At 73.0% G+C, this 25,865-nt stretch carries 26 protein-coding genes and 1 riboswitch; of the genes, 25 read left to right on the plus strand and 1 reads right to left on the minus strand.

Annotated features, from left to right (window positions below; genetic code table 11):
- Positions 1 to 423: 423 nt before the first annotated feature.
- A riboswitch (FMN riboswitch) is annotated at positions 424 to 595 on the plus strand.
- 171 nt (positions 596 to 766) lie between these two features.
- From ribD to EV384_RS16420, 24 genes are all read left to right on the plus strand, one after another.
- The gene (ribD, locus tag EV384_RS16305) at positions 767 to 1,828 is read left to right on the plus strand and encodes a bifunctional diaminohydroxyphosphoribosylaminopyrimidine deaminase/5-amino-6-(5-phosphoribosylamino)uracil reductase RibD (RefSeq protein WP_130334364.1); all 1,062 of its coding nucleotides are present in this window, start codon (positions 767 to 769) and stop codon (positions 1,826 to 1,828) included.
- 1 nt (position 1,829) lies between these two features.
- Positions 1,830 to 2,459 (plus strand): riboflavin synthase, encoded by a 630-nt coding sequence (locus tag EV384_RS16310; protein WP_130334366.1) that lies wholly within the window; start codon positions 1,830 to 1,832, stop codon positions 2,457 to 2,459.
- Entirely contained in the window at positions 2,459 to 3,154 is a 696-nt protein-coding gene (gene pnuC / locus EV384_RS16315) for a nicotinamide riboside transporter PnuC (RefSeq protein ID WP_130334368.1), read from the plus strand. Before EV384_RS16310 ends, pnuC begins: the two co-directional genes overlap by 1 nt.
- A complete protein-coding gene (locus tag EV384_RS16320; RefSeq protein ID WP_130334370.1) occupies positions 3,151 to 4,416 on the plus strand; it encodes a bifunctional 3,4-dihydroxy-2-butanone-4-phosphate synthase/GTP cyclohydrolase II in 1,266 nt (421 codons plus the stop codon). The genes pnuC and EV384_RS16320 overlap by 4 nt, the downstream gene beginning before the upstream one ends.
- Positions 4,417 to 4,418: 2 nt before the next feature.
- Positions 4,419 to 4,916, plus strand: coding sequence for a 6,7-dimethyl-8-ribityllumazine synthase (ribH, locus tag EV384_RS16325; RefSeq protein ID WP_130334372.1), 498 nt, complete (start codon positions 4,419 to 4,421; stop codon positions 4,914 to 4,916).
- Positions 4,917 to 5,095: 179 nt separating this feature from the next.
- Positions 5,096 to 5,359, plus strand: a complete 264-nt coding sequence (locus tag EV384_RS16330; protein WP_036375234.1) for a phosphoribosyl-ATP diphosphatase — start codon at positions 5,096 to 5,098, stop codon at positions 5,357 to 5,359.
- 45 nt (positions 5,360 to 5,404) lie between these two features.
- Entirely contained in the window at positions 5,405 to 6,250 is an 846-nt protein-coding gene (hisG, locus tag EV384_RS16335; protein WP_130334374.1) for an ATP phosphoribosyltransferase, read from the plus strand.
- Positions 6,247 to 7,209: a DMT family transporter gene (locus EV384_RS16340; protein ID WP_130334376.1), complete on the plus strand. Its 963-nt coding sequence runs from the start codon at positions 6,247 to 6,249 to the stop codon at positions 7,207 to 7,209. The genes hisG and EV384_RS16340 overlap by 4 nt, the downstream gene beginning before the upstream one ends.
- A complete protein-coding gene (locus EV384_RS16345; protein ID WP_242624086.1) occupies positions 7,206 to 7,676 on the plus strand; it encodes a PH domain-containing protein in 471 nt (156 codons plus the stop codon). Before EV384_RS16340 ends, EV384_RS16345 begins: the two co-directional genes overlap by 4 nt.
- A 421-nt stretch (positions 7,677 to 8,097) precedes the next feature.
- On the plus strand, positions 8,098 to 8,748 hold the full coding sequence (gene infC / locus EV384_RS16350) for a translation initiation factor IF-3 (RefSeq protein ID WP_130334378.1): 651 nt from the start codon (positions 8,098 to 8,100) through the stop codon (positions 8,746 to 8,748).
- 19 nt (positions 8,749 to 8,767) lie between these two features.
- Positions 8,768 to 8,962 carry a 50S ribosomal protein L35 gene (gene rpmI, locus EV384_RS16355; RefSeq protein ID WP_130334380.1) on the plus strand — a complete coding sequence of 65 codons (195 nt, stop codon included), beginning with the start codon at positions 8,768 to 8,770 and terminating at the stop codon, positions 8,960 to 8,962.
- A 32-nt stretch (positions 8,963 to 8,994) separates the two neighbouring features.
- A complete protein-coding gene (gene rplT, locus EV384_RS16360) occupies positions 8,995 to 9,387 on the plus strand; it encodes a 50S ribosomal protein L20 (protein WP_030335718.1) in 393 nt (130 codons plus the stop codon).
- Positions 9,388 to 9,416: 29 nt separating this feature from the next.
- On the plus strand, positions 9,417 to 10,256 hold the full coding sequence (locus EV384_RS16365) for a TrmH family RNA methyltransferase (protein WP_130334382.1): 840 nt from the start codon (positions 9,417 to 9,419) through the stop codon (positions 10,254 to 10,256).
- 220 nt (positions 10,257 to 10,476) lie between these two features.
- Positions 10,477 to 11,550, plus strand: a complete 1,074-nt coding sequence (gene pheS, locus EV384_RS16370) for a phenylalanine--tRNA ligase subunit alpha (RefSeq protein ID WP_130334384.1) — start codon at positions 10,477 to 10,479, stop codon at positions 11,548 to 11,550.
- Positions 11,551 to 11,590: 40 nt separating this feature from the next.
- Complete coding sequence (pheT, locus tag EV384_RS16375; protein WP_130334386.1) at positions 11,591 to 14,137, plus strand: phenylalanine--tRNA ligase subunit beta; 2,547 nt, start codon at positions 11,591 to 11,593, stop codon at positions 14,135 to 14,137.
- 223 nt (positions 14,138 to 14,360) lie between these two features.
- Positions 14,361 to 15,572: a nucleotide sugar dehydrogenase gene (locus EV384_RS16380; RefSeq protein ID WP_130334388.1), complete on the plus strand. Its 1,212-nt coding sequence runs from the start codon at positions 14,361 to 14,363 to the stop codon at positions 15,570 to 15,572.
- Positions 15,569 to 16,369, plus strand: a complete 801-nt coding sequence (locus EV384_RS16385) for a glycosyltransferase family 2 protein (RefSeq protein ID WP_242624087.1) — start codon at positions 15,569 to 15,571, stop codon at positions 16,367 to 16,369. Before EV384_RS16380 ends, EV384_RS16385 begins: the two co-directional genes overlap by 4 nt.
- 8 nt (positions 16,370 to 16,377) lie before the next feature.
- Positions 16,378 to 17,403: an NAD-dependent epimerase/dehydratase family protein gene (locus EV384_RS16390; protein ID WP_130334390.1), complete on the plus strand. Its 1,026-nt coding sequence runs from the start codon at positions 16,378 to 16,380 to the stop codon at positions 17,401 to 17,403.
- 170 nt (positions 17,404 to 17,573) lie between these two features.
- Positions 17,574 to 18,575 (plus strand): N-acetyl-gamma-glutamyl-phosphate reductase, encoded by a 1,002-nt coding sequence (argC, locus tag EV384_RS16395; protein ID WP_130334392.1) that lies wholly within the window; start codon positions 17,574 to 17,576, stop codon positions 18,573 to 18,575.
- A complete protein-coding gene (gene argJ, locus EV384_RS16400) occupies positions 18,572 to 19,744 on the plus strand; it encodes a bifunctional glutamate N-acetyltransferase/amino-acid acetyltransferase ArgJ (RefSeq protein WP_130334394.1) in 1,173 nt (390 codons plus the stop codon). The genes argC and argJ overlap by 4 nt, the downstream gene beginning before the upstream one ends.
- Positions 19,741 to 20,628, plus strand: coding sequence for an acetylglutamate kinase (gene argB / locus EV384_RS16405; RefSeq protein WP_130334396.1), 888 nt, complete (start codon positions 19,741 to 19,743; stop codon positions 20,626 to 20,628). The genes argJ and argB overlap by 4 nt, the downstream gene beginning before the upstream one ends.
- The gene (locus EV384_RS16410) at positions 20,625 to 21,890 is read left to right on the plus strand and encodes an acetylornithine transaminase (protein ID WP_130334398.1); all 1,266 of its coding nucleotides are present in this window, start codon (positions 20,625 to 20,627) and stop codon (positions 21,888 to 21,890) included. The genes argB and EV384_RS16410 overlap by 4 nt, the downstream gene beginning before the upstream one ends.
- Positions 21,887 to 22,813: an ornithine carbamoyltransferase gene (gene argF, locus EV384_RS16415; RefSeq protein ID WP_130334400.1), complete on the plus strand. Its 927-nt coding sequence runs from the start codon at positions 21,887 to 21,889 to the stop codon at positions 22,811 to 22,813. The genes EV384_RS16410 and argF overlap by 4 nt, the downstream gene beginning before the upstream one ends.
- Positions 22,810 to 23,328 (plus strand): arginine repressor, encoded by a 519-nt coding sequence (locus tag EV384_RS16420; protein ID WP_130334402.1) that lies wholly within the window; start codon positions 22,810 to 22,812, stop codon positions 23,326 to 23,328. The genes argF and EV384_RS16420 overlap by 4 nt, the downstream gene beginning before the upstream one ends.
- A 58-nt stretch (positions 23,329 to 23,386) precedes the next feature.
- On the opposite strand, the gene EV384_RS16425 is transcribed toward EV384_RS16420, so the two are convergent.
- The gene (locus EV384_RS16425; protein WP_207232339.1) at positions 23,387 to 24,559 is read right to left on the minus strand and encodes an RNA-guided endonuclease InsQ/TnpB family protein; all 1,173 of its coding nucleotides are present in this window, start codon (positions 24,557 to 24,559) and stop codon (positions 23,387 to 23,389) included.
- A gap of 88 nt (positions 24,560 to 24,647) precedes the next feature.
- On the opposite strand from EV384_RS16425, the gene EV384_RS16430 reads away from it, so the two are divergent.
- Positions 24,648 to 25,853, plus strand: a complete 1,206-nt coding sequence (locus tag EV384_RS16430; RefSeq protein ID WP_130334404.1) for an argininosuccinate synthase — start codon at positions 24,648 to 24,650, stop codon at positions 25,851 to 25,853.
- Positions 25,854 to 25,865 lie beyond the last annotated feature (12 nt).

Raw genomic sequence — 25,865 nt, forward strand, 5'->3', positions numbered from 1 at the left:
GGTGGGGCGGCGTCCGAAAACCGGCGCAACACCGAGCGTGCACCCGCGGTGTCCAGTTCGCCGAACGTGCCCGGCCCCGATGCCGACAACTCCCGGCACAACTCCTGATAGCCCACCAGCGGCGCATCCTGGCGGCGGCGTCGCCACGCATTGATCTCCAGCACGCACGCCCATACGTCTCCGGCTGAGCGCAGCAGCCCGAAACACCGCCGCCGCTGTCCAGACGTCACCCGCAATGCGACGCGAGCGGTGCCGTGCACGACCGGCAGGGCGGCAGGATCGCGACGGCGAGGCACAAATCGAAGCCAACACCCGTACGACAATTATCGACGCCGACCACCCGCGAGCGTTTGTGGTCAAGGCCATAGCTCGTCTCATGGCGACGCGGACCGCTCTCCGTGCAAGACTGCCGGTGTACCCACCACGCGCTGGCGGGGCTCGGTGAAATTCCGAACCGGCGGTGATCCACGGTCCGACCGTGGTAAGCCCGCGACCCGGACGGCTTCGGCCGGACGGTGGACCTGGTGAGAATCCGGGGCCGACGGTGGGGAGCGGTCCGTCCGCTCCCCGAAAGTCCGGATGGGAGACAGCGCGCGGGACGGGGAGGGCCCCTGCCGGCCGCTGGCATCCTCAGCGCCGCGTGGGCTCCCGGGGTCGGCTGTGCCGTCCCCGGATCTCCGCCGCCGCCTGCCTGCGGCATACCGTGCCGACTGCCTCCCGCCCTCGCCCGCGCGCGAACCGGCGAGTGAGAGGGCAGGGACAGGCGATGGCGAGCGTCTCCATCGACGAGGCGATGCGTCGCGCGATCGCGCTGGGCGCCCGCGGGCTCGGCACCACCAGCCCCAACCCGGTGGTCGGCTGCGTGCTCCTCGACCCGGACGGCGAGGTCGTCGGCGAGGGCTTCCACGCCTACGCCGGCGGGCCGCACGCCGAGATCGTCGCGCTCGCCCAGGCCGGCCGCCGCGCCCGCGGCGGCACCGCCGTGGTCACCCTGGAACCCTGCGACCACACCGGCCGCACCGGCCCCTGCAGCCACGCCCTGATCCAGGCCGGCGTGGCCCGGGTGGTGGTCGCCGTCGGCGACCCCAACCCGGTCGCCTCCGGTGGCGCCGCCACCCTGCGCGCCGCCGGGATCCAGGTCGATTTCGGGGTACGCGCCGAGGAGGCCGAGGCCGGCAACGTCGCCTGGCTGACCTCGATGCGCCGCGGCTGGCCCTACGTCATCTGGAAGTACGCCGCCACCCTCGACGGGCGCTCGGCCGCGGCCGACGGGACCAGCATGTGGATCACCTCCGAGGCGGCCCGGATGGACGTGCACGCGCTGCGCGGCACCGTCGACGCGGTGATCGCCGGGGTCGGCACCGTGCTCGCCGACGATCCCCGGCTCACCGCCCGCAACCTGCGCGACGGCACCCTCGCGATCCGGCAGCCGCTGCGCGTGGTGGTGGACAGCTCGGGGCGTACGCCCGCCGCGGCCCGGGTCCGCGACGGCGCCGCGCGGACCTGGATCGCCACCGCCGCGGAGGTCGGGGCGGGCCCGGACGGCCGGGTCGACCTGCCGGCGCTCCTGGCCGAGCTGCACCACCGCGGCGTGCGGGCGGCCCTGCTGGAGGGCGGCCCCCAACTGGCCGGCGCGTTCCTCGCCGCCGGGCTGGTCGACAAGTTCGTCGGGTACGTCGCGCCGAAGCTGCTTGGCGCCGGCCCCACCGCCCTGCTCGACGCGGGTGTGGGCACCATCGCCGACGCCATCGATCTGGAGATCACCGACGTTACGCAGGTCGGTCCCGACCTGCGGATCACCGCGCTGCCCCGGAAGAGGGAGGCCTGACATGTTCACCGGCATCGTCGAGGAGCTGGGCGAGGTCGTCCGGACCACCGACACCGGGGGTGACTCGGCGCTGGTCGCCATCCGCGGCCCGCTGGTCACCTCGGACGCCCGGCACGGCGACTCCATCGCCGTCAACGGGGTCTGTCTGACGGTGGTCGACGTCGACGGCGGCGTCTTCACCGCCGACGTGATGGGGGAGACCCTGCGCCGCTCCGCGCTCGGCGCGCTGCGCCCGGGCGACCCGGTCAACCTGGAGCGCGCCGCCGCGCTCGGCAGCCGGCTCGGCGGCCACCTGGTGCAGGGCCACGTCGACGGGGTCGGCGAGCTGATCTCCCGGGAGCCGGCCGCGCAGTGGGAGACGGTCCGGTTCCGGCTTCCCGCCGCGCTGTCCCGGTACGTGGTGGAGAAGGGCTCGATCACCATCGACGGCATCTCGCTGACCGTCGCCGAGGTCGGCGACGACTGGTTCGCCGTCGGGCTGATCCCCACCACCCTCAAGTTGACCACGCTCGGCGCCAAGGGCGTCGGCGCCCCGGTCAACCTGGAGGTGGACGTCGTGGCGAAGTACGTCGAGCGGCTGCTCGGCGACCGGCTTGCCGGCGGCGCGGCCGTCCCGGGCGGTGAGCTCTGATGGGCCCGCTCGGCTGGCTGCTCGACGCCCAGGTCCAGGTGGCCGGCTCGCCGGTGCTGGTCCGGGAGATCGTCGGCAACGTCTTCGGCCTGGCCTCGGCGCTGTTCGGGCTGCGCCGGCTGGTCTGGGCCTGGCCGGTCGGCATGATCGGCAACGCGCTGCTCTTCACCGTCTTCCTCGGCGGCGTCTTCGTCACCCCGCAGGCGCACGACCTCTACGGCCAGGCCGGCCGGCAGGTCTTCTTCTTCGCGGTCAGCGTCTACGGCTGGTGGCGCTGGTCGCGCAACCGCCGCTCCGCGGCGGGGGAGCAGCCCGCCGTGACGCCCCGGTGGGCCACCGGCCGGGAACGCCTCGGCCTGCTCGCCGCGGCGGCGGTCGGCACCGCGGCCGGGTACCCGGTGCTCGCCGCGCTCGGCTCGTGGGGTCCGCTGCCGGACGCCTGGATCCTGGTCGGCAGCCTGCTCGCCACGTACGGCATGGCCCGCGGCTGGGTCGAGTTCTGGCTGATCTGGATCGCCGTCGACGCGGTCGGCGTGCCGCTGCTGCTGCGCGGCGGCTTCTACCCGTCGGCCGCCATGTACCTGGTCTACGGCGCCTTCTGCGTCTGGGGCCTGGCCGCCTGGTGGCGCGCCTCGCGGACCACCCCGCCGGTCCGCACCCCGATCCCGCCCACCTATTCGGAGGCCGTCGCATGACCACCTTTGGCAGCATTGAGCAGGCGGTGGCGGACATCGCCGCCGGGCGGCCCGTCGTCGTGGTCGACGACGAGGACCGCGAGAACGAGGGCGACCTGATCTTCGCGGCCGAGCTGGCCACGCCCGAGCTGGTCGCCTTCATGGTCCGGTACACCTCGGGCTACATCTGCGTGCCGCTGACCGAGAGCGAGTGCGACCGGCTGGACCTGCCGCCGATGCACCACACCAACCAGGACCGGCGCGGCACCGCGTACACGGTGACCGTGGACGCCCGGGAGGGGGTCAGCACCGGTATCTCGGCGGCCGACCGGTCGCACACCATCCGGCTGCTCGCCGACGCCGCCACCGACCCCACCGACCTGGCCCGCCCCGGGCACGTGGTGCCGCTGCGGGCCCGCGAGGGCGGGGTGCTGCGCCGGCCCGGGCACACCGAGGCGGCCGTCGACCTGACCCGGCTGGCCGGGCTGCGCCCGGCCGGGGTGCTCTGCGAGCTGGTCAACGACGACGGCACCATGATGCGCCTGCCGGACCTGGAGAAGTTCTGCGCCGAGCACGGGCTGACCCTGGTCACCATCGCCGACCTGATCGCGTACCGGCGGCGGACCGAGAAGCAGGTGGAGCAGGTCGCGGACGCGCGGATGCCCACCCCGTACGGGGTGTTCCGGGCGCTCGGTTACCGCAGCGACTACGACTCGGCCGAGCACGTCGCGCTGGTGATGGGCGACCTCGGCGACGGTCAGGACGTGCTGGTCCGGGTGCACTCCGAGTGCCTCACCGGGGACGTCTTCGGCTCGCTGCGCTGCGACTGCGGCCCGCAGTTGCAGGCCGCGCTGGCCCGGGTGGCGCAGGAGGGGCGCGGGGTGGTGCTCTACGTGCGCGGGCACGAGGGGCGCGGGATCGGCCTGCTGCACAAGCTCCAGGCGTACCAGCTCCAGGACCTGGGCCGGGACACCGTGGACGCGAACCTCGACCTGGGGCTGCCCGCCGACGCCCGCGACTACGGCACCGGCGCGCAGATCCTCTACGACCTCGGCGTGCGCTCGATGCGGCTGCTCACCAACAACCCGGCCAAGCGGGCCGGCCTGGAGGGCTACGGCCTCACCGTGAGCGGCCGCGAGGGGCTGCCGATCCGGTCGAACCCGGAGAACGTGCGGTACCTGCGGACCAAGCGGGACCGGATGGGGCACCTGCTGGACGAGTTGGACGAGGTGACCGAGGCGCCGATGGGCCGCCCGGTCGACGGCGACGAGATCGGAGCGTAGACATGGCGGGTTTCGGCGAACCGGGCGTGACGTCGGTGGACGCCGCCGGGCTGACCGTCGGCGTGGTCGCCGCGCGCTGGCACGGCGACCTGACCGACCACATGGTCGACCGGGCGGTCGCCGCCGCGCAGGCGTGCGGGGCCCGGGCGGTGGTGTCCCGGGTCGCCGGCTCGGTGGAGCTGCCCGTGGTGGCCCAGGCGATGGCCCGGCGCTACGACGTGGTGGTCGCCCTCGGCGTGGTGGTCCGCGGCGCGACCGCGCACTTCGACTACGTCTGCCGTTCGGTCACCGACGGGCTGACCCGGGTGGCCTTGGACGAGGGAAAGCCGGTCGCGCACGGGGTGCTGACGGTGGAGACGATCGAGCAGGCCCGGGACCGGGCCGGGCTGCCCGGCTCGGCGGAGGACAAGGGCTGGGCGGCGACCGTCGCCGCGTTGGACGCCGCGCTGGCGATCCGCGGCGTCGCCACCAACGGCCACCGCGTCGGCTTCACCGGCTGACGGCGCCTCCAGCCCCCCGCCCGCAGGCGGTGATCATGAAGTTGTTGTCGGCGCCCCGCGGCGTGTCGTGGCGACAACTTCATGATCACAGGGTGGCGGCGCCGCGGGGGCGTGGGGGGGATGACGCGCCCGGACCCGGTGGGTGCCGGTGGTCGGGGCGGCTGGAAGAATCGCATCCCGTGAAGACGTTCGAGGAGTTGTTCGCCGAGCTGCAGGCCAAGGCCGCCGCCGGCACCCCGGGCTCCGGCACGGTCGCCGCGCTGGAGAAGGGGGTGCACTTCATCGGCAAGAAGGTCGTCGAGGAGGCGGCCGAGTCGTGGATGGCCGCCGAGCACGAGGGCCCCGAGCGGGCCGCCGAGGAGATCTCCCAGCTGCTCTACCAGGCCCAGGTGCTGATGCTCGCCACCGGTCTCGAGCTCAAGGACGTCTACCGACATCTGTGAGTGCCCCCACCCGTTGATCAATCCGGATCGAAGGAGCACTCCGTCATGCTGCGTGTCGCCATTCCGAACAAGGGCACCCTGGCCGAGCCGGCCGCCGAGATGCTGCGCGAGGCCGGTTACCGGCAGCGCCGCGACCCCAAGGACCTGGTCTGCCGGGACGAGGCCAACGACGTGGAATTCCTCTACCTGCGTCCCCGGGACATCGCCACCTACGTCGGCTCCGGCGACCTGGACCTCGGCATCACCGGCCGGGACCTGCTGGTCGACTCCGGCGCCCCGGCCGAGGAGGTCGTCGACCTCGCCTTCGGCGGGGCGACCTTCCGCTTCGCCGCCGGCCCGGACACCATCGACTCGCCCAAGGAGCTGGGCGGGCACCGGATCGCCACCGCGTACCCGGGGGTGGTCCGCCGCTACCTCGACGACAACGGCCTGACCGCGGACGTCATCCGGCTCGACGGCGCGGTGGAGAACGCCGTCCGCCTCGGCGTGGCCGACGTGGTGGCCGACGTCGTCTCCACCGGGGCCACCCTGCGCCAGGCCGGGCTGCAGATCATCGGCGAGCCGCTGCTGGTCTCCTCGGCGGTGCTGGTCCGGCGCGCCGGGGCGCCCGGCTGCGCCCAGGCCGAGCAGCTGCTCCGCCGGCTGCACGGCGTGCTGGTCGCCCGGCGCTACGTGATGCTCGCCTACGACGTGCCGGCCGGCCTGCTCGACCGGGCCAGCTCGCTGACCCCCGGGATCGAGTCGCCGACCGTCTCCCCGCTGCACCGGGAGGGCTGGGTCGCCGTGCAGGCGATGGTGCAGCGCGACGACGTGCACCGGATCATGGACGAGCTCTACGAGCTGGGTGCCCGGGCGATCCTGGTCACCAACATCCACGCCTGCCGGCTGTGAGGCCGCTCCCGCCGTCGGCCGCCCTCGCCATGGTGGTGCTGGGCGGCGCGGCCTCCGCGGCCCAGGGCGTGGTCAACGCCGAGCTGGGCGAGCGCGCCGGCAGCCCGGTGCTCGGCGCGGTGGTCAACAACCTCGGCGGCAGCCTGCTCGTCGCGGTGGGGTTGCTCGCCGTCCCGTCGATGCGCGCCGGGCTGGCCGCGCTGCGTCGGTCCCGGCTGCCCTGGTGGTCGTACCTGGGCGGGCTCGGAGGCGCGGCGATCGTGGTGATCGGCACGTACGTCGTCCCGGTGCTCGGGGTGGCGGTCTTCACCATCGCCCAGGTCGCCGGCGGCAGCGTCGGCGGGCTGGCGGTGGACCGGGCCGGCCTGGCCCCGGTGGGGCGGCTGCCGTTCACCGTGCCCCGGGTGGCCGGGGCGCTGCTCGGCGTCGGCGCGGTGACCCTGGCCCAGCTCGGCCGCCCGGTCGGCGACCTGGCGGTCGGGCTGGTGCTGCTCGCGGTGGCGGGTGGCCTGGCGGTCGCCCTCCAGTCGGCGCTGAACGGGCGGGTCTCCGCCGCCGGCAGCACCGCCGCCGGGATCGCGGTCAACTTCGCCGTCGGCACGCCGGTGATCCTGGCGGTCGCGGCGCTGGTCGGCGCGTTCGCCGCCCGCCCCAGCTGGCCGGGGCAGTGGTGGCTGTACGGGGGCGGCCTGCTCGGCGTCGGCATTGTGCTCTCCCTGCTGGTCGGGGTACGCGCGGTCGGCGTGCTGCGGACCGGCCTGGCGCTGGTCGCCGGGCAGCTCGGCGGCGCCCTCCTGCTGGACGTGCTGCTGCCCGGCGGCGCCGGCGCGCGGCTGCCGGTGCTGGCCGGCGCGGCGCTCACCCTGGTCGCGGTCGTGGTGGCCGGTGGCCGGCGACGCGCCGTGATCCGCGTGGCACCGGACCGGAGCCCGGAGCCGGATGGCAGACTGGTCGGGTGAGCAATTCACTGGTGACCGTGCGGCCGCGGCGGATCCGGCTGGTCTGCTGGGCCTCGGCGGCGACCCTGCTGGTGGTCTTCAGCCTGGTGGCGACCTCGCTGACCGGCCGGACCGGTGACGGCTACGGCACGTTCCAGCGCGGCGACCAGCTGGCCATGATCGGCCTGGGCGTCTTCGGCGCGCTCGGCATCCTGCTCTTCACCCGGCCACGGGTGGTGGCCGACGCCTGGGGCGTCCGGGTCCGCAACGTGATCGGCTCGTACGAGCTGCCCTGGGAGGTCGTCCGGGGGGTCCGGTTCGACCGGGGCGCCCCGTGGGCCAGCCTGGAGCTGCACGACGACGACCTGCTGCCGATGGTCGCCCTGCAGGCGGCCGACAAGGAGCTGGCGGTCGAGGGCGTGCGCGCCCTGCGCCGCCTCCACCAGGCGCACCTGGCCGCCCTCGCCGACGGCCCCGCCGCCCGCTGACGGCGACCCCGCCGCCCGGGCTCGCCCACCGCCGGCGACCCGCCCCGACGGCCCGCCCGCCGGGCGGCCCGACCCGCCCCGACGACCCGGCTGACCTGCGAGCCCCGGTTTGGGGATGGCTGAGGTCAGGGTGTAGTGTTGCCGAGTCGACCAGACTGCCCCCGTTTCCGACGTGCGGGCGGTCCTGAAGCGGAGCGCCTGCTCCCACCCGAGTCGCCCCTGACGGTGGCCGGGTCCGGTCACCGGTTCCGGGGACAACCCGGTCCCGGATGCGCGATCATGTGATCGTGCCGACCGGTCGAGCGGGCCCTGGCATACGCCGGGGCCTTCTGCTTTCCGGGTCGGCTCCCGTCCGGGAGCCCGCGGAGTCGGCACGGTAGGAGACTCGACTCGAGGAGGCCCCATCAGCGTCGAACCACGCGTGAACGAACAGATCCGGGCACGTGAGGTCCGACTGGTCGGCCCTGAGGGTGAGCAGGTGGGCATCGTCCCGCTGGAGCGCGCCCTGCAGCTGGCCGCGGACGTCGACCTGGACCTGGTCGAGGTTGCGCCGATGGCGCGCCCGCCGGTGTGCAAGCTCATGGACTTCGGCAAGTTCAAGTACGAGAGCGCACTCAAGGCGCGCGAAGCGCGGCGTAACCAGCAGCAGACCGTCATCAAGGAGATGAAGCTCCGGCCGAAGATCGACCCGCACGACTACGAGACCAAGAAGGGTCACGTGGTGCGGTTCCTCAAGGCCGGCGACAAGGTCAAGGTGACGATCATGTTCCGCGGTCGCGAGCAGAGCCGCCCGGAGCTGGGTTACCGGCTCCTGCGCCGGCTCGAGTCCGAGATCACGGACCTGGGATACGTTGAGGCCGCTCCGAAGCAGGACGGCCGAAACATGATCATGGTTCTCGCTCCGCACCGGGCCGTCAAGGCCTCCGCGGTCGCCGCCACGGCGTCCCGCGGCGGGCCCCGGGAACGGGCCGCGGAGGAGTCCGGTGCTCCGGAGGCCGGCGAGACCCCGGAGGCTGGCGAGACCGCAGCAGCCGGCGAGACCGGCCCGACCGCTGAGACCAGCGGCCAGTAACAGGGAGAAGACGTTCCACATGCCGAAGATGAAGAGCCACACGGGTATGGGCAAGCGGGTCAAGGTCACCGGCAAGGGCAAGATCGTTGCCCAGCAGGCCGGCCTCCGCCACAAGCTGGAGAAGAAGCCCTCCACCCAGACCCGCCGGCTGACCGGCACGGTCGAGGTGGCCAAGGCTGACCTCAAGCGAATCAAGAAGCTGCTCGGCCGCTGACGCGCGCCACCTTCACGTAATAAGGAGTTGAGATGGCACGCGTCAAGCGGGCTGTGAACGCCCAGAAGAAGCGTCGTACCCTGCTGGAGACCGCGAGCGGTTACCGCGGTCAGCGCTCCCGCCTGTACCGCAAGGCCAAGGAGCAGGTGCTGCACTCGATGCAGTACGCCTACCGGGACCGTCGCGACCGCAAGGGCGACTTCCGGCAGCTCTGGATCCAGCGGATCAACGCTGGCGCCCGGGCCAACGGCATGACCTACAACCGGCTGATCCAGGGCCTGCGCCTGGCCGGCATCGAGGTCGACCGCAAGATCCTGGCCGACCTGGCCGTCAACGACGCCGCGGCGTTCGCCGCGATCGTCGAGCTGGCCCGCGCCGCCGTGGCGGCCGAGGGCACCGGTGGCGCCGCGGCTCAGGCCGCCTGACCCACCCACAGCAGATCGAGGCGTCTCCCATGCAGTCACCATCGCGCGGGAGGCGCCTCGACGCTGTCTCCGGCCCGTTCACCCCGCGTACCCCCAGGGTGGTCGCCGCCCGCCGGCTCCAGCGCCGCCGGGACCGCGAGGCCGCCGGCCGGTTCCTGGCCGAGGGCCCGCAGGCGGTCCGCGAGGCCCTGGCCCGCGCCGGGACGGTCACCGAGCTGTTCGGTACGCCGGCCGCCCTCGACCGGTACGCCGACCTCGCGGCGCAGGCCGCCCGGGCCGACGTGCCCGTCTCCGAGGTGACCGAGGAGGGGCTCGCCGCGCTCGCCGAGACCGTCGCCCCGCAGGGAGTGGTCGCCGTCTGCCGGCACCTCGACATACCCCTGGCGACCGCCCTGTCCCGCGGCCCGCGGCTGGTCGCGGTGCTCGCCGAGATCCGCGACCCGGGCAACGCCGGCACCGTGCTGCGGACCGCCGACGCGGCCGGCGCCGGGGCGGTGGTCTTCGCCGGCGACGCGGTCGACCCGTACAACGGCAAGTGCGTGCGGGCCTCGGCCGGCAGCCTCTTCCACGTCGACGTGGTCCGCGCCCCCGACCCCCGCCAGGTGGTCGATGCGCTACGGACGGCCGGGCTCTCCGTTTTCGCGACCACCGGGTACGGCGACACCGACCTGGACGACCTGGCCGACGCCGGCCGGCTCGCCACGCCCACCGCCTGGCTCTTCGGCTCCGAGGCGCACGGGCTGCCCGAGGAGCTGACCGCCGCCGCCGACGCCCGGGTCCGAGTGCCGCTGCACGGGCGCGCCGAGAGCCTGAACCTGGCTGCGGCCGCCGCCGTCTGCCTGTACGCTTCAGCCAGAGCACTGCGTTGACCGTCACCCGGTCGCGCGGTCGTCACAGCAGGGGAGTCGTCCGGATGATGAACGCGCCACGGCGTTCGTTTAGCCAGCCCGCCGGTGTCGGCGGGCGGCGGGCCTGACCCTTCCTCCTGCGCGTAACTCCCACCGGCGGGCTGCGGCGAAGCCGCGCGTCCGTAGACTCGCCTAGCCGCCCGTGAGGGCCGGCGCCGCCGTGAGGGAGTGCCCGTACGCCATGAGCTACCGCAACGATCCGTACGACCCGAAGCAGGTCGCCCTGCTCGACCCGGACGCCCTGGCCGGGGCCGTGGCCGACGCCGAGAAGGCGTTCGCCGCCGCCGCCGACCCGGACGCGTTGACCGCGCTGCGCCCCGCGCACCTCGGTGACCGGTCCCCGGTCTCGCTGGCGCGGCGGGAGATCGGCGCGCTGCCGCCGGCCGCCAAGTCGGACGCCGGCAAGCGGGTCAACGAGGCCCGCCGCGCCATCGAGGCCGCGTACGCCGCCCGGCAGGAGACCCTGGAGCGCGAACAGGCCGAGCGGGTGCTGGTCGAGGAGCGGGTCGACGTCGCCCTGCCGTACGACCGCCGGCCGCGCGGCGCCCGGCACCCGCTGAGCACCCTGATGGAGCAGATCAGCGACTTCTTCGTCGGGATGGGCTACGAGGTGGCCGAGGGTCCCGAGGTCGAGCTGGAGTGGACCAACTTCGACGCGCTGAACATCCCCGCCGACCACCCGGCGCGCGGCCTGATGGACACCTTCCACATCGCACCGCCGGAGGGCGCGGAGAGCTCCGGGCTGGTGCTGCGCACGCACACCTCGCCGGTGCAGGCGCGCACGATGCTGACCCGCAAGCCGCCGATCTACGTGATCGTGCCCGGCCGGGCCTACCGCACCGACGAGCTGGACGCCACCCACGCCCCGGTCTTCCACCAGGTCGAGGGCCTGGTCGTGGACAAGGGCATCACCATGGCGCACCTGCGCGGCACGCTGGACCACTTCGCCAAGGCGATGTTCGGCGAGGGGGCCAAGACCCGCTTCCGGCCGCACTACTTCCCGTTCACCGAGCCGTCGGCCGAGTTCGACGTCTGGTTCCCCGAGCACCGCAGGGGGCCCCAGTGGGTCGAGTGGGGCGGCTGCGGCATGGTCAACCCGCGGGTGCTGCGCGCCTGCGGCATCGACCCGGAGGTCTACTCCGGATTCGCGTTCGGTATGGGCATCGACCGGACCGTGATGTTCCGGCACGGGGTCAGCGACATGCGGGACATGGTCGAGGGGGACGTGCGGTTCACCCGCGCGTTCGGGGTCTGACGGTGCGGGCACGAGTTACGGAGACGGTGGTTTAACAGTCATGCGAGTTTCTGTCAGTTGGCTGCGGGAGTACGTCGACCTCCCCGCCGACCTGCCCGTCGGTGACCTGGAGCAGGCGCTGGTCGACCTCGGCATCGAGGTCGAGTCCATCGTGGACCTGCGGGAGACGGTCACCGGTCCGCTGGTGGTCGGCGAGGTCCTGGAGATCGAGGAGCTGACCGGCTTCAAGAAGCCGATCCGGTTCTGCCGCGTCGACGTCGGCGCCGCCAACGGCACCGGCGAGCCGCAGGAGATCGTCTGCGGGGCGACGAACTTCGCCCCCGGCGACCGGGTCGTGGTGATCCTCCCCGGCGGTGTGCTGCCCGGGAACTTCGTCATCGGCGCGCGCAAGACCTACGGACGCAACTCCAACGGCATGATCTGCTCCGCCAAGGAGCTGGGCCTGGGTGACGACCACTCGGGCATCATCGTGCTGCCCGAGGACACCACGGCCAAGCCCGGCGACGACGCCCGGCCGGTGGTCGGCCTCGACGACGTGGTGGTCGAGCTGGAGATCACCCCGGACCGCGGCTACGCGCTCAGCGTCCGGGGCCTCACCCGGGAGCTGTCGCACGCCCTTGGCGTGCCGTTCCGCGACCCGGCCCTGGCCCCCGCGCCCGGCGGCACCGAGCGGCCGGCGTACCCGGTCGAGGTGCGCGACCCGGTCGGCTGCGACCGGTTCGCCGCCCGGATGGTCCGCGGCGTCGACCCGACCGCGCAGACCCCCGGCTGGATGGCGCGGCGGCTCACGGTGGCCGGCATCCGCAGCATCTCGCTGCCGGTCGACATCACCAACTACCTGATGCTCGAACTCGGCCAGCCGATGCACGCCTTCGACGCCGATCGGATCAGCGGCCCGCTGGTGGTCCGCCGCGCCGAGCCGGGGGAGAAGCTGACCACCCTGGACGGGGTCACCCGCACCCTGGCCGCCGAGGACATGGTGATCTGCGACGACACCGGGCCCATCTCGCTCGCCGCCGTGATGGGCGGCGAGACCAGCGAGGTGATCGCCTCCACCACCGACGTGCTCTTCGAGGCGGCGCACTGGGACCCGGCGATGGTCGGCCGGACCGCCCGCCGGCACAAGCTGTTCAGCGAGGCGGCGAAGCGCTGGGAGCGGGGCGTCGACCCGGCCCTGCCGCTGGTCGCCCTGGAGCGCGCGGTGCGGCTGCTCACCGAGCACGCCGGCGGCACGGTCGGCGACGAGATCCTCGACATCGACCACGTCCGGCCGCGTACCCCGGTCACCCTGCCGGCGGACCTGCCGTCCCGGCGGGTCGGGGTGGCGTACCCGCCGGAGCGGGTGGTCGAGCTGCTGGAGCAGGTGGGCTGCACCGTGGTCCGGGGCGCCGACCGCCTCGCCGAGGACCCGGGCGAGGTCGGGGTGGCCGCGGGCGGCGGCGACGTGCTCACCGTCACCCCGCCGAGCTGGCGGCCCGACCTGACCGACCCGGCCGACCTGGTCGAGGAGGTGGTCCGCCTCGACGGGTACGACCGGGTGCCGTCGGTGCTGCCGACCGCGCCCGCCGGCCGCGGCCTCACCTGGCAGCAGCAGCGCCGCCGGGCGGTCGCCCGGTCGCTCGCCGAGCGCGGGTACGTCGAGGTCCTCGCGCACCCGTTCGTCTCCGCCGAGCGGGCCGACCAGCTCGGCCTGCCGGCCGACGACCCGCGCCGGGCGGCGGTCCGGGTGGCCAACCCGCTCTCCGAGGAGGAGCCGCTGCTGCGCACCACGCTGCTCGGCCCGCTGCTCGGCATCGCGAAGCGCAACGTCGGCCGGGGCCTGCGGGACGTGGCGATCTACGAGATCGGCGCGGTCTTCCACCCGCGTCCGGGAGCCGGCGCCCCGCCGGCCATGGGCGTGGACCGTCGGCCCACCGACGAGGAGTTCGCCGCCGCCGACGCGGTGGTGCCGGACCAGCCGCGGCACGTCGCCGCGGTGCTCGCCGGTGAGATCGAGCCGGCCGGCTGGTGGGGCGCGGGTCGGGCGGCCGGCTGGGCGGACGCGGTCGAGGCCGGCCGGGCCGTTCTCGCCGCCGCCGGCATCCCGGCCGACCGGGTGACCGTCCGGGCCGCCGAGTACGCCCCCTGGCACCCGGGCCGCTGCGCCGAGCTGCTGGTGGACGACACGGTGGTCGGGCACGCCGGTGAGCTGCACCCGGCCGTGGTGGCGACCCTGGAGCTGCCCCGTCGGACCAGCGCCATGGAGCTGGACCTGGACGCGCTACCCGCCGCACCGCTGGTGACCGGGCCGGCGATCTCCACCTTCCCGCCGGCGCTGATCGACGTGGCGCTGGTGGTGGACGAGTCGGTCCCGGCCGCCGAGGTGCAGCGGGCCCTCACCGAGGGGGCCGGCGAGCTGCTCGAGGACGTCCGGCTCTTCGACGTGTACGCCTCGGAGCAGCTCGGCGCGGGGCGCAAGTCGCTTGCGTACAAGCTGACCTTCCGGGCCCCGGACCGGACGCTGACCGTCGACGAGGCGGTGGCGGCCCGGGACGCGGCGGTCGCCGAGGCGGCCCGCCGCTTCGGCGCCACCCTGCGCGGCGCCTGACCGGTACGGCTCACGGCCCCGATCCGGCACCCCCGGGTCGGGGCCGACCCACCGCCGTCTCTCGCCGCTCGTGATCGGGCTGGTGCGCAGCGTCACGGATGGGCCGAAAGGTCAGCGGCGACGGCATCTTCGGCTACCCACGGCTCACCTGCGAGCGGTTAGCCTGCTTGGATTCCGGCTATCGCCGGGATCACACCCCCGCCATCCCCACGGGAGTCCAGCCATGTCCGAGGATCCGGTTCCGCCACCCATCTCCGTCGACGTCTGCATCGTCGGCGGCTGTGGTCGGGTCGGTCTGCCGCTGGGCATCGCGTTCGCCTCCCGCGGCCTCTCCGTCGTGCTGTATGACATCAACGCCGACGCGGTCGCCACGGTGAACGCCGGCATCCTTCCCTTCGCCGAGCCGGGCGCCGCCGAGGCGCTCACCGAGGCGGTGACCGCCGGCCGGCTGAGGGCCAGCACCGACCCGGTCAGCGTGGGCACCTCCGAGCACCTGGTCGTGGTCGTCGGAACCCCGGTCGACGAGCACCTCAACCCGGACCTGGGTGCGGTGCCCCGGGCGCTGGAGCGCTGCGCCGAGCACCTGCGCGACGGTCAGCTGGTGGTGCTGCGCAGCACCGTCTACCCGGGGGTGACGGCGCTGACCGAGAAGCTGCTGGTCGGCAAGGGCATCCGCGCCGACGTGGCGTTCTGCCCGGAGCGGATCGCGGAGGGCCGGGCGATGACGGAGCTGTTCGCGCTGCCGCAGATCGTCGCCGCCCGTACGCCGCACGCCCTCGCCCGGGCGGAGAAGCTCTTCCGCCACTTGACCGAGGAGATCGTGCCGCTCGAGCCGGAGGAGGCCGAGCTGGCGAAGTTGTTCACCAACACCTGGCGGTACATCAAGTTCGCCACCGCGAACCAGTTCTGGATGATGGCCAACGACTTCGGGCTCGACTTCGCCCGGATCCGGCACGCGGTCGCCCACGACTACCCGCGCGCCGCCGATCTGCCGATGCCCGGTTTCGCCGCCGGCCCCTGCCTGTTCAAGGACACCATGCAGCTGGCCGCGTTCAACCGGAACAACTTCGTGCTCGGCCACTCCGCGATGCTGATCAACGAAGGGCTGCCGCTCTACCTGGTGTCCCGGCTGGAGGACCGGTTCGACCTGGCGGACCTGACCGTGGGCATCCTCGGGATGGCCTTCAAGGGCGGCAGCGACGACCCGCGGGAGAGCCTGGCGTACAAGCTGCGCAAGATCCTGGCGCTGAAGACCCGGGAGACGCTCTGCACCGACCCGTACGTCGCCGACGACCGCCTGGTCGACCTGGACGAGGTGCTGCGTCGGGCGGACCTGCTGGTGATCGCCGCCCCGCACGAGCAGTACGCCCGGCTGGAGACCGACCGACCGGTCATCGACATGTGGGGCCTGACCGGGACCGGGGTGCGGGTGTGACGCCGCGGGTGTCGGTGATCGTGCCGGTCTACAACGAGGGCGAGGCGATTCTGCGCTGCCTGGAGCGGATGCTGCGCGAAATGCTGCTTCCGGCCGAGGTGCTGATCGTGCACGACATGCCGGAGGACACCACGGTCCCGTACGTGGAGCAGATCGCCCGCACCGACCCGCGGGTGCGCGCGGTGCTCAACACCTACGGCCGGGGCCCGGCGAACGCCATTCGGTTCGGCATCGACGTGGCCCTCGCCCCGGTCGTGGTGGTGACGATGGCCGACGGCTGCGACGACCCGCGCCAGATCGACGAGCTGGCCCGGCTGGTGGACCGGGGCGTGGTGGTCGCGGCCGCGTCCCGCTACATGCCGGGCGGCCAGCAGGTGGGCGGGCCCCGGTTGAAGCGGATGATGTCCCGCTGGGCCGGGCGCAGCCTCTACACCTTCGCCCGGGTCGGCACCCGGGACGCCACCAACAGTTTCAAGGCCTATGACACCGCATTCGTCCGCGAGGTGGGGATCGAGTCGCGGACCGGCTTCGAGATCGGGCTCGAGTTGACCGCCAAGGCCAACCGGCTGCGCCTGCCGGTCGCCGAGATTCCCACGATCTGGTTGGACCGGCCGCTCGGGGAGTCCCACTTCGACCTGGGTCGGTTCCTCCCCGGTTACCTGCGCTGGTACCTCTTCGCCTACGGTCGACGGCTGAGCCGGGAGAGGCTGGTGGCCCGGGCTGCCAGCTCGCGGTCGTCCGGGGTGCCGGCACCACGCGAACCGCATGACAGCACCGAGTACGAGAAGACCGCTTAGGAGCGCACGTGGCGAAAGTCCTGGTAACTGGTTCGGCCGGGTTCATCGGCGGCTACCTGGTGCAGGAGTTGCTGGGTCGGGGCCACGAGGTCGTCGGGATCGACAACTTCTCCAAGTACGGTCCGGTCACCCACAGCTACGACGACCACCCCCGCTTCCGGTTCGTCGAGGGCGACGCGCGCGACGTGGACCTGCTGACCACGCTGCTCGACGGCTGTGACCACCTGGTCGCGGGCGCGGCGATGATCGGCGGCATCTCCTACTTCCACGCGTACGCCTACGACCTGCTCGCCACCAACGAGCGCATCATGGCGGCCACCTGCGACGCGGCCATCCGCGCCCACCGCGAGGGCAGCCTGGCGAAGGTCACCTACCTCTCGTCCTCGATGGTCTTCGAGTCCACCGAGCACTGGCCCAGCAAGGAGGGCGACGAGCGGCTCATCCCGCCGCCGCTCTCCTCGTACGGGTTCCAGAAGCTGGCCGTGGAGTACTACGCCCGAGCCGCCTGGGAGCAGTACCAGCTGCCGTACACGATCGTGCGGCCGTTCAACTGCGTCGGCGTGGGGGAGGGGCGCGCGCTGGGCCAGGTCGAGGTGCTCTCCGGCAACGTGAAGCTGGCCATGTCGCACGTGGTGCCCGACCTGGTGCAGAAGATCGTCAAGGGGCAGGACCCGCTGCACATCCTCGGCGAGGGCGGCCAGGTGCGGCACTACACCTACGGCGGAGACCTGGCCCGGGGCATCGCCACCGCGGTCGAGCACCCGGCCGCCCACAACGACGACTTCAACCTCTCCACCGCCGAGTCGACCAGCGTGCTGGAGCTGGCCGAGCTGATCTGGCGCAAGATCAAGGGTCCGGACGTGCCGTTCCGGCACGTCTCCGACGAACCCTTCCAGTACGACGTGCAGAAGCGGGTGCCGGACGTGACGAAGTCCCGCGAGGTGCTCGGCTTCGCCGCCACCACGTCGCTGGACGAGATGCTCGACGAGGTCATCCCGTGGGTGACCCGGGCGGTCGAGGAGGGCCGCCTCTGACGTCCGCTTTTCGTCCCCGCACGGCCCGTGTCGCTCCCCGCGACGCGGGCCGCCGGCGTTTCTACCGGGTGACCGCCATCACATCCTCATTTCCATGCAATGGGACGCATGAACTTGCAGCACGGCATCCCGCCGACTAGCCTTCATTGCATAGTCATGCGGAGGTGAGTATGGGCATCCGAGTCGCGGTCGCCGGGGCCAGCGGTTACGCCGGGGGCGAGCTGCTGCGCCTGGTCGCCGGGCACCCGGAGTTCGACCTGGTCGCCGCCACCGCACACGCGCAGGCCGGCCAGCCGGTCGCCGCCGTACACCCGCAGCTCGCGGGCCTGGACCTGGTGCTCGGGGCGACCGACCCGGAAGCCCTGGCCGACGCGGACCTGGTCTTCCTGGCCCTGCCGCACGGCGGGTCGGCGGCCCTGGCCGCGGCCCTGCCCGAGTCGGTCAAGGTGGTCGACCTCGGCGCCGACCACCGGCTGCGCGACGCCGACGCCTGGGCCCGGTACTACGGCGGCCCGCACGCCGGCGCCTGGACCTACGGCCTGCCCGAGCTGCCCGGCCAGCGGGCCGCCATCGCCGCCGCGACCCGGGTGGCCAGCACCGGCTGCTACGCGGTGGCCACCACCCTGGCCCTCGCGCCGCTGATCGCCGCGGGCGCGGTCCTCCCCACCGACGTGGTGGTGGTCGCCGCCTCCGGCACCTCCGGCGCCGGCCGGGCCGCCAAGGCCCACCTGCTCGGCAGCGAGGTGATGGCCGATCTGTCGCCCTACAAGGTCGGCGCCCACCAGCACGTGCCGGAGATCAAGCAGGCCACCGGCGCGACCAGCCTCTCCTTCACTCCGGTGCTCGCCCCCATGCCGCGCGGCATCCTCGCCACGGTCACCGCCGTGCCCACCGGCGACGCCCACCCGCGCGCGGTGCTCACCGCGGCGTACGCGGACGCCCCCTTCGTGCACGTGCTGCCCGAGGAGGCCTGGCCGCACACCGCCGCCACCACCGGCGCGAACTCCTGCCACCTCCAGGCCACCGTCGACGTCGACTCCGGCCGGGTGATCGTGGTCAGCGCCATCGACAACCTCGGCAAGGGCGCCGCCGGCCAGGCCGTGCAGAACGCCAACCTCATGTTCGGCCTCCCCGAGACCGCCGGCCTCTCGACCTTCGGAGTGGCACCGTGACCGTCACCACCCCTCGGGGCTTCCGGGCCGCCGGGGTCGCCGCCGGGCTCAAGAGCAGCGGCGCCGCCGATATCGCCCTCGTCGTCAACGACGGCCCCGACGCCGGGATCGCCGGCGTCTTCACCGCCAACCGGGTCAAGGCCGCGCCGGTGCTCTGGAGCCAGCAGGTGGTCCGGGGCGGTGTGGTCCGCGCCGTGGTGCTCAACTCCGGCGGCGCCAACGCCTGCACCGGCCCCGCCGGATTCCAGGACACCCACGCCACCGCCGAGCACACCGCCGCCGCGCTCACCTCCAGCAGCAACCGGCTGATCCTCGGCGCCGGCGAGGTGGCGGTCTGCTCCACCGGCCTGATCGGCGAGCGGCTGCCGATGCAGAAACTCCTCCCCGGCGTGCGGGCCGCCATCCGCGGGCTCGCCCGCGACGGCGGCGCGGCGGCGGCCGAGGCGATCATGACCACCGACACCCGGTCGAAGACCACCGCCGCCAAGGGCAGCGGCTGGACCGTCGGCGGCATGGCCAAGGGCGCCGGGATGCTCGCCCCGGCCATGGCCACCATGCTCTGCGTCCTCACAACCGACGCGGTGGCCGGGCCGGAGACCCTCGACGCCGCGCTGCGCGCCGCCACCCGGGTCACCTTCGACCGGATCGACTCCGACGGCTGCATGTCCACCAACGACACGGTGCTGCTGCTGGCCAGCGGCGCGTCCGGCATCGAGCCGACCCAGGCCGAGCTGACCGCCGCGGTCACCGCCGCCTGCCACGACCTGGCCCAGCAGCTCATCGCCGACGCCGAGGGCGCCACCAAGCAGATCGCGATCGACGTGGTGGGCGCCGCCGACGAGGACGACGCGGTCGAGGTGGGCCGCTCGGTGGCCCGCAACACCCTGGTCAAGACCGCGCTCTTCGGCAACGACCCGAACTGGGGCCGGATCCTCGCGGCCGTCGGCACCACCTCGGCCGCGTTCGAACCGGACGGCGTGGACGTCGCGGTCAACGGGGTCTGGGTGTGCCGCTCCGGCGCCGCCGCCGAGGACCGGTCCAAGATGGACCTGACCGGGCGGGACGTCACCATCCGGATCGACCTGCACGCCGGCGACGCGGCGGCGACGATCTGGACCAACGACCTGTCGCACGCGTACGTGCACGAGAACTCGGCGTACTCGACATGAGCCTCTCCGCGGACCTCACCCGGGCCCAGGCCAAGGCCGAGACGCTGATCGAGGCCCTGCCCTGGCTGGCGAACTTCTCCGGCGCGACCGTCGTGGTCAAGTACGGCGGCAACGCCATGGTCGACCCCGAACTCCAGCGCGCCTTCGCCGCCGACATGGTCTTCCTCCGGTACGCCGGCCTCAAGCCGGTCGTCGTGCACGGCGGCGGGCCGCAGATCTCCGCGATGCTCGGCCGGCTCGGCATCGCCAGCGAGTTCAAGGGCGGCCTGCGGGTCACCACCCCCGAGGCGATGGACGTCGTCCGGATGGTGCTGGTCGGTCAGGTCGGCCGGGAGCTGGTCGGCCTGATCAATGCGTACGGCCCGTTCGCCGTCGGCCTCTCCGGCGAGGACGCCGGACTCTTCACCGCGGTGCGCCGCCCGGCGTACGTCGACGGCGAGCCGGTCGACGTCGGGCAGGTCGGCGACGTGGAGTCGGTGGACGTCTCCGCGGTCGCCGACCTCATCGCGGCCGGCCGGATCCCGGTGATCTCCACCGTCGCGCCGGACGTCGACGGGGTGCTGCACAACCTCAACGCCGACACCGCCGCCGCCGCCCTCGCGGTCGCCCTCGACGCCCGCAAGCTGGTCGTCCTCACCGACGTCCCCGGCCTGTACGCGGACTGGCCGGACACCGGCAGCCTGGTCAGCGAGATCAGCACCGACGACCTGGCGAAGCTGCTGCCGTCCCTGGAGTCGGGGATGGTCCCGAAGATGGAGGCCTGCCTGCGGGCGGTGCGCGGGGGAGTGCCCGCCGCGCACGTCGTCGACGGCCGGGTCGCCCACTCCACGCTGCTCGAAGTCTTCACCTCGGAAGGATTCGGAACGATGGTGACTCCGTCATGAGCACGCTGGTGGAACGCTGGGGCCAGTCCATGATGGACAACTACGGCACCCCGCCGCTGGCCCTGGTCTCCGGCACCGGCGCGGTGGTCACCGACGAGGCCGGCCGGGAGTACGTCGACCTGCTCGGCGGCATCGCGGTCAACGCCCTCGGCCACGCCCACCCGGCCGTGGTGGCCGCCGTCTCCAAGCAGGTCGCCACCCTCGGCCACGTCTCCAACCTCTTCGTCGCCGAGCCGCCGGTGGCCCTGGCCGAACTGCTGCTGGCCCTGGCCGGCCGCCCCGGCCGGGTCTTCCTCGCCAACTCCGGCGCCGAGGCGAACGAGGCCGCGTTCAAGCTCTCCCGGCTCACCGGCCGCACCCACGTCGTCGCCGCGCGGGGCGGCTTCCACGGCCGCACCATGGGGGCGCTGGCACTCACCGGCCAGCCGGCCAAGGCCGACCCGTTCCGCCCGCTCCCCGGCGACGTCACCCATGTGGCGTACGGCGACGTGGCGGCCCTCGAAGCGGCCGTGACCGACGCGACCGCGATGGTGATCCTGGAGCCGATCCAGGGCGAGAACGGCGTCGTGGTCCCGCCCGCCGGCTACCTGGCGGCGGTCCGGCGGATCACCGCCCGGCGCGGCGCGCTGCTGGTGCTCGACGAGGTGCAGACCGGCGTCGGCCGGACCGGGCACTGGTTCGCCCACCAGGCCGAGGGCGTCGAGCCGGACATCGTCACCCTGGCCAAGGGGCTCGGGGGCGGCCTGCCGATCGGCGCCTGCCTGGCCTTCGGGCGGGCCGCCGAGCTGCTCGGTCCCGGCTCGCACGGCACCACCTTCGGCGGCAACCCGGTCAGCTGCGCCGCCGCACTCGCGGTGATCGCCACCATCGCCAACGAGGGGCTGCTCGACCACGTCAAGCGGGTCGGCGAGCGGCTGCGCCGGGGGATCGAGGCGCTCGGTCACCCGCTGGTGGCCGAGGTACGCGGGGCCGGGCTGCTGCTCGGCGTCGTGCTCACCGAGCCGGTCTCCGGCGCGACGACGACCGCGCTGCGCGAGGCGGGCTTCCTGGTCAACCCGGTGCAGCCCGGCGTGGTCCGGCTCGCCCCGCCGCTGATCCTCACCGCGGCGCAGGCCGACGCCTTCCTCGCCGCCCTCCCGGCGGCGCTCGACGCGGCGGCCCCGTCCGCTCCGGATCTTGTTGGGACCCCGGAGGGGCCGGCAGCATCCACGATCCCGACACCGACTCCGATGACCGCGACCAGCACGGAGGTCAGCGCATGATCCGGCACTTCCTGCGGGACGACGACCTGACCCCGGCCGAGCAGGCGGTGGTGCTCGACCTGGCCGCCCGGATGAAGGCCGACCGGTTCGCGTACCAGCCCCTCGCCGGGCCGCGCTCGGTGGCGGTGCTCTTCGACAAGCAGAGCCTGCGTACCCGGATCTCCTTCGACGCCGGCATCGCCGAACTGGGCGGCCACCCGCTCGTGGTGGACACCCAGGTCACCCACTTCGGCCGGGGCGAGACCCTGGCCGACGCCGGCCGGGTGCTCTCCCGGTACGTCGCCGCGATCGTGCTGCGCACCCACGGCGACGACCGGATCGCCGAGGTCGCCTCGCACGCCACCGTGCCGGTGGTCAACGCGCTCACCGACGACTACCACCCCTGCCAGCTCCTCGCCGACCTGCTCACCGTCCGCGAACGGTTCGGCGCCGTCGCCGGGCGGACCCTGGCGTACGTGGGAGACGCGGCCAACAACATGGCCCACTCGTACCTGCTGGCCGGGGCCACCGCCGGGATGCACATCCGGATCGCCGGCCCGGTCGGCTTCCAGCCCGACCCCGAGATCGTGGCCCGGGCCGAGAAGATCGCCGCCGGCACCGGCGGTTCGGTCCGGGTGCTGACCGACCCGGTCCAGGCGGCCCGCGGCGCCGACGTGCTGGCCACCGACACCTGGACCTCGATGGGCCAGGAGGACGACGGGCTGGACCGGATCACCCCGTTCCTGCCGTACCAGATCAACGCCGCGCTGCTCAGCCACGCCGGGCCGGACGCGATCGTGCTGCACTGCCTGCCCGCCCACCGGGGCGAGGAGATCACCGACGAGGTCCTCGACGGGCCGCGGAGCGCGGTCTTCGACCAGGCGGAGAATCGCCTGCACGCCCAGAAGGCGCTGCTGACGTTTCTCCTGGAGGCCTCCTCATGACCGCCCCGCTGACCCGTACCGCCCGGCACGCCCGCATCGTCGAGCTGATCCGCGACAAGGCGGTCCACTCGCAGACCGAGCTGGCCGACCTGCTCGCCGGCGACGGCATCCAGGTCACCCAGGCCACCCTCTCCCGGGACCTCAAGGAGCTGGGGGCGGTCACCGCGCGCGGCGGCGACGGACGGGGCGTCTACCTGATCCCCGAGGACGGCCACCGGCCGCTGCGCGACGCCGAGGCCGCCCCGGCCCGGCTCGTCCGGCTGCTGCACGAGCTGCTCAACGGGGTCGACTCCAGCGGCAACATCGCCGTGCTGCGCACCCCGCCGGGCGCAGCCCACTACCTGGCCAGCGCGTTGGACCGAGCGGGCCTGCCCGAGGTCGTCGGCACCATCGCCGGCGACGACACCATCCTCGTCGTGGCCCGCGAGGCCGTCGGCGGCGCCGCGTTGGGCGACAAGCTCGCCGCGTGGGCCCGCCGGGAGGAAAACGTTGTTGAAGGGAGCACCACACCTTGACCTGCTCCCCTCGTTTGCAGCGAGGGGATTCCCACGGTCACCCGTGAGGCTTCCTGTTTCATTGCCGACTGCCCCGAAGGGAGGGGATCCCATGAGGTCTTACGTCAGCTCCGCAGGCGTTTCGCCTCTCCGCCAGCCCGGCGGCGAGGATGTTTTGTGCGGCGTTGACGTCCCGGTCATGCTCTGTGTGGCAGGCGGGGCAGACCCACTCCCTGACAGTCAGCGGCATCGACGGGTTGATCCGGCCACACGTGGAGCATGTCTTCGACGACGGAAACCACCGGTCCACAACGATCACCGCGCGCCCGTACCAGACGGCCTTGTATTCCAGCATGCGACGCAGTTCCGACCACGCCGCGTCGGAGATCACCCGGGCCATGCGGTGGTTGCGCAGCAAGTTGCGGACGCTGAGATCCTCGATTATTACCGCTTGGTTCTCACGAACAAGTCGAGTGCTCAGCTTGTGCAGGTGATCACGCCGCCGGTCAGCGACGCGGGCATGAATCCGGCCCACCCTCGCCTGGGCCTTGGCCCGGTTGGCGGAGCCCTTTTCCTTGCGGGACAGGTTGCGCTGCGCTTTGGCCAACTTCCGTCGATCCGCTTGCTCATGGCGCGGGTTGGCAATCTTCTCCCCGGTGGACAGGGTGACAAGGCTGGTGATCCCCGCGTCCACTCCCACCACCCGATCCAGTGCGGGCAGGGCCTGCACGGTCGGGTCCTCTACCAGGAGGGATACGTACCACCGGCCGGCCGCGTCTCGCGACACGGTGACCGTGGACGGCTCGACATCCGTGGGCAGGGGTCTGGACCACACGATGTCCAGGGGAGCGTCCATCTTGGCGAGGGTGAGATGGCCGTCGCGCCAGCGGAACGCCGAGCGAGTGTATTCTGCCGACGCCCGCGACCTGCGCTTGGATTTGTACCGCGGGTACCCGCAGCGCCTTTCCCAGAAGCCGGCGAATGCGGCCTGCAGATGCCGCAGCGTCTGCTGCAACGGCACCGCACTCACCTCGTTCAGAAACGCCAGGTCGTCGGTCCGTTTCCACTCCGTCAGCCAAGCCGAGGTCTGCGCGTAACTGCTTCGATGCCGGTCCACCTTCCACTTTCGGCTCCGCGCCTCCAACGCGCGGTTGTAGACCAGACGCACACATCCGAACGTCCTATTCAACTGCTCAGCCTGCTGCGGAGACGGATAGAAGCGGTACTTGAACGACCGCTTCACCCCAGCCACGCCTCAGGTTCTATCAAACGGGTACGACAATCACTTGAAGGGAGGGAGCGGCGCGTCCCGCCCGCTTCGATGGCACGCCGCAACTCAGATGACTGAACGTGTAGTTCTGGCGTACTCCGGGGGTCTCGACACCTCCGTCGCCATTCCCTACCTGGCCGAGCAGACCGGCGCCGAGGTGATCGCGGTCGCGGTCGACGTCGGGCAGGGCGGCGAGGACCTGAACGCCATCCGGCAGCGCGCCCTGGACTGCGGCGCCGTCGAGTCCGAGGTGGTCGACGCGCGCGACGAGTTCGCCGCCGACTACTGCCTGCCGGCGATCCGGGCCAACGCCCTCTACATGGACCGTTACCCGCTGGTCTCCGCGCTGTCCCGGCCGCTGATCGTCAAGCACCTGGTGGCCGCGGCCCGCAAGCACGGCGGCACCATCGTGTCGCACGGCTGCACCGGCAAGGGCAACGATCAGGTCCGCTTCGAGGTCGGCCTGGGCGCGCTCGCCTCCGACCTGAAGATCGTGGCCCCGGCCCGGGACTTCGCCTGGACCCGGGACAAGGCGATCGCCTTCGCCGAGGAGAAGGGGCTGCCGATCGATGTGTCGGCCAAGTCCCCGTACTCCATCGACCAGAACCTGTGGGGCCGCGCGGTGGAGACCGGCTTCCTGGAGGACATCTGGAACGGCCCGATCGAGGACCTGTACTCGTACACGTCCGACCCGGCCGAGCCGCGGGACGCCGACGAGGTCGTGATCACCTTCGACGCCGGCAACCCGGTCGCGATCGACGGCGAGACCGTCACCCCGTACCAGGCGATCCTGGAGCTGAACCGGCGCGCCGGCGCGCAGGGCGTGGGCCGGCTCGACATGGTCGAGGACCGCCTCGTCGGCATCAAGAGCCGCGAGGTGTACGAGGCCCCCGGGGCGATCGCACTGATCACCGCCCATCAGGAGCTGGAGGCGGTCACCGTCGAGCGGGATCTGGCCCGGTTCAAGCGCGGCGTGGACCAGCGCTGGGGCGAGCTGGTCTACGACGGCCTCTGGTTCTCGCCGCTGAAGAACTCCCTCGACGCGTTCATCGCCGACGCCCAGCAGCACGTCTCCGGCGAGGTGCGGCTGACCCTGCACGGCGGCCGGGCCACCGTCACCGGCCGGCGCTCCGAGGCCAGCCTGTACGACTTCGGCATGGCCACCTACGACACCGGCGACACCTTCGACCAGTCGCTGGCGAAGGGCTTCGTGCAGCTCTGGGGCCTGCCCAGCAAGATGGCCGCCGCGCGGGACGCCCGGCTGGGTGGCTCCTGATCGTGGGGACCA

Origin of the sequence: Micromonospora kangleipakensis (assembly GCF_004217615.1) — a bacterium.
In the GTDB taxonomy this organism is placed as follows: domain Bacteria; phylum Actinomycetota; class Actinomycetes; order Mycobacteriales; family Micromonosporaceae; genus Micromonospora; species Micromonospora kangleipakensis.

Excerpts from the sequence above, each read along its gene's own strand:
- ribD (WP_130334364.1), top strand. The coding sequence starts at position 767 with ATGGCGAGCGTCTCCATCGACGAGGCGATGCGTCGCGCGATCGCGCTG.
- EV384_RS16310 (WP_130334366.1), top strand. The coding sequence starts at position 1,830 with ATGTTCACCGGCATCGTCGAGGAGCTGGGCGAGGTCGTCCGGACCACC.
- pnuC (WP_130334368.1), top strand. The coding sequence starts at position 2,459 with ATGGGCCCGCTCGGCTGGCTGCTCGACGCCCAGGTCCAGGTGGCCGGC.
- EV384_RS16320 (WP_130334370.1), top strand. The coding sequence starts at position 3,151 with ATGACCACCTTTGGCAGCATTGAGCAGGCGGTGGCGGACATCGCCGCC.
- ribH (WP_130334372.1), top strand. The coding sequence starts at position 4,419 with ATGGCGGGTTTCGGCGAACCGGGCGTGACGTCGGTGGACGCCGCCGGG.
- hisG (WP_130334374.1), top strand. The coding sequence starts at position 5,405 with ATGCTGCGTGTCGCCATTCCGAACAAGGGCACCCTGGCCGAGCCGGCC.
- rpmI (WP_130334380.1), top strand. The coding sequence starts at position 8,768 with ATGCCGAAGATGAAGAGCCACACGGGTATGGGCAAGCGGGTCAAGGTC.
- rplT (WP_030335718.1), top strand. The coding sequence starts at position 8,995 with ATGGCACGCGTCAAGCGGGCTGTGAACGCCCAGAAGAAGCGTCGTACC.
- EV384_RS16365 (WP_130334382.1), top strand. The coding sequence starts at position 9,417 with ATGCAGTCACCATCGCGCGGGAGGCGCCTCGACGCTGTCTCCGGCCCG.
- pheS (WP_130334384.1), top strand. The coding sequence starts at position 10,477 with ATGAGCTACCGCAACGATCCGTACGACCCGAAGCAGGTCGCCCTGCTC.
- pheT (WP_130334386.1), top strand. The coding sequence starts at position 11,591 with ATGCGAGTTTCTGTCAGTTGGCTGCGGGAGTACGTCGACCTCCCCGCC.
- EV384_RS16380 (WP_130334388.1), top strand. The coding sequence starts at position 14,361 with ATGTCCGAGGATCCGGTTCCGCCACCCATCTCCGTCGACGTCTGCATC.
- argC (WP_130334392.1), top strand. The coding sequence starts at position 17,574 with ATGGGCATCCGAGTCGCGGTCGCCGGGGCCAGCGGTTACGCCGGGGGC.
- argB (WP_130334396.1), top strand. The coding sequence starts at position 19,741 with ATGAGCCTCTCCGCGGACCTCACCCGGGCCCAGGCCAAGGCCGAGACG.
- EV384_RS16410 (WP_130334398.1), top strand. The coding sequence starts at position 20,625 with ATGAGCACGCTGGTGGAACGCTGGGGCCAGTCCATGATGGACAACTAC.
- argF (WP_130334400.1), top strand. The coding sequence starts at position 21,887 with ATGATCCGGCACTTCCTGCGGGACGACGACCTGACCCCGGCCGAGCAG.
- EV384_RS16420 (WP_130334402.1), top strand. The coding sequence starts at position 22,810 with ATGACCGCCCCGCTGACCCGTACCGCCCGGCACGCCCGCATCGTCGAG.
- EV384_RS16430 (WP_130334404.1), top strand. The coding sequence starts at position 24,648 with ATGACTGAACGTGTAGTTCTGGCGTACTCCGGGGGTCTCGACACCTCC.